The sequence below is a fragment of the Candidatus Erwinia dacicola genome (assembly GCF_001756855.1).
In the GTDB taxonomy this organism is placed as follows: domain Bacteria; phylum Pseudomonadota; class Gammaproteobacteria; order Enterobacterales; family Enterobacteriaceae; genus Erwinia; species Erwinia dacicola.
This window is the reverse complement of sequence record NZ_MAYS01000067.1, coordinates 1-7,305: the sequence shown is the minus strand read 5'-3', so window position 1 is coordinate 7,305 and position 7,305 is coordinate 1. Positions and strand designations below refer to the sequence as shown.

At 55.1% G+C, this 7,305-nt stretch carries 5 protein-coding genes and 4 pseudogenes; 2 read left to right on the top strand and 7 right to left on the bottom strand.

The window, feature by feature from the left end:
- The 6 genes and pseudogenes from BBW68_RS01815 to leuS form a co-directional block, all read right to left on the bottom strand.
- Positions 1-481: IS6 family transposase (locus tag BBW68_RS01815; RefSeq protein WP_070133758.1), on the bottom strand; the 481-nt coding region annotated here is incomplete at its 3' end.
- Between the two features lie 130 nt (positions 482-611).
- Positions 612-977: pseudogene (gene rsfS, locus BBW68_RS01810) on the bottom strand (ribosome silencing factor).
- Between the two features lie 64 nt (positions 978-1,041).
- Positions 1,042-1,722, bottom strand: coding sequence for a nicotinate-nucleotide adenylyltransferase (nadD, locus tag BBW68_RS01805; protein WP_070133757.1), 681 nt, complete (start codon positions 1,720-1,722; stop codon positions 1,042-1,044).
- Positions 1,715-2,746: a DNA polymerase III subunit delta gene (gene holA, locus BBW68_RS01800; protein WP_070133756.1), complete on the bottom strand. Its 1,032-nt coding sequence runs from the start codon at positions 2,744-2,746 to the stop codon at positions 1,715-1,717. The genes nadD and holA overlap by 8 nt, the downstream gene beginning before the upstream one ends.
- The gene (lptE, locus tag BBW68_RS01795) at positions 2,743-3,342 is read right to left on the bottom strand and encodes an LPS assembly lipoprotein LptE (protein WP_070133755.1); all 600 of its coding nucleotides are present in this window, start codon (positions 3,340-3,342) and stop codon (positions 2,743-2,745) included. Before lptE ends, holA begins: the two co-directional genes overlap by 4 nt.
- Before the next feature lie 14 nt (positions 3,343-3,356).
- On the bottom strand, positions 3,357-5,939 hold the full coding sequence (gene leuS / locus BBW68_RS01790) for a leucine--tRNA ligase (protein ID WP_070133754.1): 2,583 nt from the start codon (positions 5,937-5,939) through the stop codon (positions 3,357-3,359).
- 216 nt (positions 5,940-6,155) lie between these two features.
- Between leuS and BBW68_RS01785 the strand changes: the two are divergent.
- A pseudogene (locus BBW68_RS01785) lies at positions 6,156-6,608 on the top strand (zinc ribbon-containing protein).
- Positions 6,609-6,678: 70 nt separating this feature from the next.
- Here the strand turns inward: BBW68_RS01785 and BBW68_RS15410 are convergent.
- Positions 6,679-6,816: pseudogene (locus BBW68_RS15410) on the bottom strand (IS256 family transposase); the annotation flags it as partial.
- 61 nt (positions 6,817-6,877) lie between these two features.
- Between BBW68_RS15410 and BBW68_RS15405 the strand changes: the two are divergent.
- Positions 6,878-7,305 (top strand): annotated as a pseudogene (locus BBW68_RS15405) (DDE-type integrase/transposase/recombinase); the annotation flags it as partial.

Genomic DNA, 7,305 nt, shown 5'->3' with positions numbered 1-7,305 from the left:
GCACATGCTGCGGACATTTACCTTCCCGCTTCAGCAATGCCAGCGCCCGCCCATACGTCGGGGCTTTATCTGTGTTGATCAACCGTGGAATTTGCAGGCGCTTCGTATTATTCAGAAGTTTACCCATAAAGCGATAGGCGGCTTTGGTGTGACGACGTGAAGACAGGTAAAAGTCAATGGTGCAGCCCCTGCTGTCGACGGCGCGGTACAGATAAGCCCAGCGTCCGTTGACCTTCACGTAGGTTTCATCGAGATGCCATGAGCCAAAACCGGAAGGTTGACGCCAGTACCAGCGCCGCCGCTTTTCCATTTCAGGTGCAGAACGCTGAACCCATCGATAAATCGTGGTGTGATCGACATTTACCCCTCGCTCAGCCAGCATCTCCTGCAGCTCACGATAACTGATGCCATATTTGCAGTACCAGCAGACGGCCCACAGGATAATATGACGCTCAAAATGTCGACCTTTAAATGGGTTCATGTGCTGCTCCTTCAACTAAACAGTGGCATCAGTTTACCATCGCCAGATCTTTGCAACAGTGCCCCAGAAAACCCGTTTGAACCCAGTCCGGCATTTTGGTGCCGACGGCAACCAGTTGCAGTTTCACGGCTTAACCCCAGAGCTTTTCCAGTTCGTACAGCTTACGGCTCTCTGCTTCCATGACGTGAAGGATCACATCACCGAAGTCAACCACCACCCAGTCACTTGGCGCACGGCTGTTAACGCGAAAAGTATTTAGACCGATCAGCTTCGCTTCCTAAACGACGTGTTCAGCGATTGAAACCAGCTGGCGGGTTGAGGTGCCAGTGCAAATCACCATATAGCTGGTGATGCTTGATTTGCCCTGAACGTCGATAGCAATAATGTTCTGAGCTTCTAAATCGTCACATTTATCAATGACGAAGTTTTGGAGTACTTGACCTTGTAAAAGAAAGGTTCCCCCCTTGGGATTTAAGTCTGAAGGGTTATCGCATATTCACGCGTAAAGCGCTGTCGACAAGCGTAACATGATGTTTTAGCTGGGCGAATGCCCCGAAAAATTAGCGGCGAAGCATATCACGCGGTAGCGGGTTACGATATAAACCCTCGCGATCGATGTAATCGCTGACGGCCGGGGGCAACAGGTCGCTACTTGACTTGTCCTGATGACGACGCGTGCGGATTTCGGTAGCCGAAATATCAACCAACGGAGTCTCGGCGAGAAACACCTTACCGGCTGGCGTTTGTTGCAGCAGCAGCGCGTCGCGCGTCAGATGCTCGTCCCGCCAGCGTTGCAGCTCCGGCGTTTCCATCTCGCTGCGATAGCCCGGACGCTGACAGACCAGCAGATGACAGAACGACAGCAGCTCCTGCCAGCGATGCCACTTATGTATAGTTAGCAGGGAATCCTGACCGATGATAAAGGCCAGCGGCTGGCGCGGACCGCGCTCGGCGCGCAATTCTTCCAGCGTTTCGAGGGTGTAAGAGGGGGTGCTGCGCTGCATTTCACGCATATCCAGCTCGAACAGCGGGTTACCGGCAATCGCCAGCCTGACCATTTCCACGCGCTGTGCAGGCGTGGCCTCCGGCTGAGGGCGATGCGGCGGCACGTTGTTCGGCATCAGCGTGACTTTTTGCAGCCCGACCTTTGCAGCCAGCGCTTCAGCCGGCTGCAGGTGACCGTAGTGGATCGGTTCAAAAGTGCCGCCGAGCAATGCATGCAGTTTTATGGCGTCACCCATCGCAGAAACTCGGCGGGAAAGCTGGATGGCATAGCACCAGCGCCAGCGTTTCCAGATCCGCCCAAACCGACTGACCGTAATCCTGCTTCAGCGTCAGTTCAATTTGCGTCAGAACGCGCACGGCCTGACTCAGCTGCGCGCTGCTCAGGCGCTGCAGCGCATCGCTGAACAGTGTGCGGCGGTTCTGCCATACCCGGTGCTGTTCAAACAGCGTGCGCAGCGGCGTGCTGGCCATTTGGCGCTGTAGTGTCACCAGCAGCAGCAGATCGCGTTGCAGGGTGCGCAGCAGGATCACCGGTTCACTCTCTTCTGAACTCATCTGGCGCAGGATGTGCAGTGCGCGCTTACTTTCTCTAGCCAGCAGGGCATCCACCCAGTGGAATGGCGTGAAGTGCGCGGCATCATTGACCGCTTGCTCAACACGCGGCAGCGTCAGTTTTCCGTCCGGCCACAGCAGGGACAGCCGTTCCAATGCCTGAGACAAGGCCAGCAGATTGCCCTCATAGCAGTAACACAGCAGCTGGTTGGCGGCATCATCCAGCGTCAGCTGCTGTTTTTTAGCACGGGTGGCGACCCAACGCGGCAGCTGCGCCTGTTCCGGCGTCTGGCAGGGAATCAGCACACTGTGGGCGCTCAGCGCTTTAAACCAGGCGCTGTTTTCCTGAGCTTTGGTGAGTTTACTGGCGCGCAGCACTAGCAGGATATCGCTGTGCAGCAGCGTTGAGAGCATGAACAGCTGTTCGCTCATGGCGGCATTAGGGCCGTTTTCCGGCAGAATAAGCAGTAACGTCTGGCGGCTGGCAAACAAGCTGAGTTCCTGGCAGGTGGCAAAAATATCCTGCCAGTCGGTTCCCGCTTCCAGCACTACGCTGAAATGTTCAGTAAATCCCTGTTGCTGGGCGGCGGCGCGGATCTTGTCCTGCGCTTCCTGCAGCAGCAGCGGTTCATTACCGCTTAACAGATAACAGGCACTCAGCCCCTCACGGAGTTGCGCGCCCAGTTGCTCAGGGTAAATCCTGATCATCGTGTGTAAGAGCTGTCCGACACGCTGTTGACAGCACCCGGCAGGTTATCGACGGCTGAAGGCATGCTGTCGAGCGTATTGATGGCCGGATTCTTTTCCGCCGCATGCACCGTCAGCAACTTACGCACCAGCTGCTCAACCGCCTGAGTACGCATCTCATTAACAATGATCTGCTGCTCGGAGTCTTTTGCCAGCGCGGCTAGCGGGTTATCGAAGAATGAACGGTAGACGGTGGCGCTTATCGGATAGATGCCCTTATTCGGCACCAGCACCGAGGCGCGCACGGTCATCACCATCGAGTACTCGGCGGTTTTACCGTCCTGGAAGATCGACGCGGTATCGCGTTCGAGGCTCTTACCCTGCAGACGCAGAGAAGGCACATCGGTACGCTCCGCCGCGTTATCGAGGATGGTGACGTTGTTCAGACGCAGCTGTTCGCGCACGGCACGCGTCAGCGGGCCATACGGGTCGGACGTGTCAAGAACCAGCGTTTTCGTCTCCGGCGGCACCGATGTGGTGCCGCGCAGATTGTAGCCACAACCAGCGGTGATCAACACCACCATGCCGAGTAATAACGAGACTATCGGATGTCGCACAATTCCTCCTGACATCAGCCCACGACCAAGTTAAGCAGCTTGCCCGGTATGTAAATCACTTTACGAATGGTGACGCCATCAAGATATTTGGCCACCAGATGCTCCTGCGCAGCGCGAGCCTGAACCTGTTCTTGGTTAGCGTCAGCCGCGACGCTAATCTTTCCGCGCACCTTGCCGTTAACCTGTACTACAACCAGCAGTGAATCTTCGACCATCGCCGCTTCGTCTGCCTGCGGCCACGGTGCGTTGTCGATATCGCCCTCGCCACCCAGCGACTGCCACAGCACGAAGCTGGCGTGCGGAGTGAACGGGTTGAGCATGCGTACCACGACCAGCAGCGCTTCCCGCATCAGCGCACGATCCTGCTCGCTCTCCTGCGGGGCACGGGCTAGCTTGTTCATCAGCTCCATAATCGCGGCAATCGCGGTGTTGAAAGTCTGACGGCGGCCGATATCATCGGACACTTTGTTAATAGTTTTGTGCAGATCGCGACGCAGGGATCTCTGAGCGTCATCCAACGCATCCACGTCCAGCGCGACGGTTGCACCTTTCGCGGTGTGCTCAAAGGCCAACTTCCAGACGCGTTTCAGGAAGCGGTTGGCCCCTTCCACACCAGACTCCTGCCACTCCAGCGTCATTTCCGCCGGGGAAGCGAACATCATAAACAGACGCACGGTGTCGGCACCGTAGCGCCCAACCATCACCTGAGGGTCGATGCCGTTATTTTTCGACTTCGACATTTTGCTCATGCCAGCATAAACCAGCTCGTGACCTGCTTCGTCTGTCGCTTTAGTAATACGGCCTTTCTCATCGCGCTCAACGGTAACGTCAACCGGAGAAACCCAGTTACGCTCGCCGTTAGCACCCCTGTAGTAGAAGGCATCTGCCAGCACCATGCCCTGGCACAGCAAGCGTTTAGCTGGCTCGTCAGAATTCACCAGCCCGGCATCACGCAACAGCTTGTGGAAGAAGCGGAAGTAGAGCAGGTGCATGATGGCGTGCTCAATACCGCCCACATACTGATCGACCGGCAGCCAGTAGTTAGCTGCCGCTAGGTCCAGCATGCCTTTGTCGTAGTCTGGGCAAGTGTAGCGTGCGTAGTACCAAGAAGATTCCATAAAGGTATCAAAGGTATCGGTTTCACGCAGTGCTGGCTGACCGTTGACGGTGGTTTTCGCCCACTCAGGGTCGGCTTTAATTGGGCTGGTAATGCCATCCATCACCACATCTTCCGGCAAGATTACCGGCAGCTGGTCTTCTGGCGTTGGCATCACGGTGCCGTCTTCCAGCGTCACCATTGGAATTGGCGCGCCCCAGTAACGCTGACGGGAGACACCCCAGTCGCGCAGGCGGTAGTTGACCTTACGCTCGCCAACGCCTTTGTCGGCCAGTTTGCTGGCAATGGCGTTGAAACCGTCTTCATAGGACAGGCCGTCAAACTCACCGGAGTTAAACAGCGTGCCTTTCTCGGTCATCGCGGCTTCGCTCAGGTCTGGCGCGGTGCCGTCAGCGGCAAGGATTACCGGCTTTATGGCTAGGTCATACTTGGTGGCGAACTCCCAGTCGCGCTGGTCGTGGCCTGGTACGGCCATCACGGCACCGGTGCCGTATTCCATCAGCACAAAGTTTGCTACCCACACCGGCACTTTCTCATCGGTCAATGGATGTTCAGCAAACAGGCCGGTGGCCATGCCTTTTTTCTCCATGGTTGCCATTTCAGCTTCGGCCACCTTGGTGTTACGGCACTCGGCGATGAAGTCAGCCAGCGCCGGGTTGATTACTGACGCCTGAACGGCCAGCGGGTGGCCCGCAGCGACGGCTAGGTAGGTCACCCCCATAAAAGTGTCCGGACGCGTGGTGTAGACGCTCAGTTTCTCTGCGCTGTCGATAACGTTGAACTCGATTTCTACCCCTTCGGAGCGGCCAATCCAGTTGCGCTGCATGGTTTTAACCTGTTCAGGCCAGCTTTCTAGCTTGTCGAGGTCATTCAGCAGTTCGTCAGCATAGTCGGTGATTTTGACAAACCACTGTGGGATCTCTTTGCGTTCCACTTTGGTGTCGCAGCGCCAGCAGAAGCCGTCAATAACCTGCTCGTTGGCCAACACGGTCATATCGTGCGGGCACCAGTTCACCGCCGAGGTCTTTTTATAGACTAGGTCTTTTTCATACAGCTTGGTGAAGAACCACTGTTCCCAGCGGTAATACTCTGGCTGGCAGGTCGCCAGTTCGCGGTTCCAGTCATAGCCAAAGCCCAGCAGTTTCAGCTGGTTTTTCATGTAGTCGATGTTGGAGTACGTCCACGGAGCCGGTGTGGTTTTGTTTTTCACCGCGGCGCCTTCAGCAGGCAGGCCGAAAGCATCCCAGCCGATAGGCTGCAGCACGTTTTTACCCAGCATGCGCTGGTAACGGGAGATCACGTCACCAATCGTATAGTTGCGCACGTGGCCCATGTGTAGGCGGCCAGAAGGATAGGGCAGCATGGAGAGGCAGTAATACTTCTCTTTACCTTCCTCTTTGGTCACTTTAAACGTTTGCTTCTCATCCCAGTGCTGCTGGACGTGGGATTCTATCTCTTCCGGACGGAATTGCTCTTGCATAGTAGCCAGTGGTCCTTGGTATCAATTTTTTCGTGTTCGTGAAGATCCGTGTAGCATAGCTGATAAGCAACTATGGCAACAACAGTAAGCGTCCTGATGGTGGGCATTTCTCTGCAAGCTGGAAGCACGGCGATAAAATTTATCGCTGAAACACGGTAAATTTTTAGCAGGCGCTAGAATGAGAGGAAACGCTTTCGTAACCAATAAGGAGAGTCTATGAACGAGGTCGCTCAATTATCGTGAGCTGATATCTTCACTGACAACGCGTCTTGAGCGCGGAGAACGCGATATTGATGCGCTGGTTGAGAGTGCGCGTCAGCAGATGAATAATCGTGGGGAATTAACGCGCAGTGAAATTGATGACGTGAGCCGTGTCGTACGCCGCGATCTGAAAGAGTTTGCCCGCAGCTCTATGCCGAAAATCAGCAGGAGATGGGTGACAGCGTGTTTAGGCGCGTGATCCGCCAAAACATCTGGAAAGAGCTGGCGGATATTACCGACAAAAGTCAACTGGAGTGGCGCGAAGTATTCCAGGATATCAACCATCACGGCGCGTATCAGAGTCGGGAAATAGTGGGATTTACCCGGGCGATCTACACCCCGGAAGTCCTGACCCACTACCCAGAGTGCGGCCACGATCATTTCTTGCATCAGCCATTTGAACCGTAATACCTTCAATTAACGGGCGGACAAAAACTGCGGGTCAGGACCCTGTACATAATTCTGTGTAAATGCCTTTTTAGAGGTGGTCGTTCAGGCGACTACCGAACTCAATAATAAAGCGACTCATTGCCACGCGCCAGTCCCTCAGCGGCATCGTCCATTTTTGCGACGCTGCCTGTATCGCCAGCCACACGACTTTACGCACTGAGTCAGGCACTGTTGCAAAGATCTGGCGATGGTAAACTGATGCCACTGTTTAGTTGAAGGAGCAGCACATGAACCCATTTAAAGGTCGAGATTTTGAGCGTCATATTATCCTGTGGGCCGTCCGCTGGTACTGCAAATATGGCATCAGTTATCGTGAGCTGCAGGAGATGCTGGCTGAGCGAGGGGTAAATGTCGATCACCCCACGATTTATCGATGGGTTCAGCGTTCTGCACCTGAGATGGAAAAGCGGCTGCGCTTTTAGCTGTCTTCACGTCGTCACACCAAAGCCGCCTATCGCTTTATGGGTAAACTTCTGAATAATACGAAGCTAATACGAAGCGCCTGGAAATTCCACGGTTGATCAACACAGATAAAGCCCCGACGTATGGGCGGGCGCTGGCATTGCTGAAGCGGGGAGGTAAATGTCCGCAGCATGTAAAGGAATTGAAGTGATGCGTGCGCTACGGAAAGGTCAGGCAGAATCATTTTATTTGG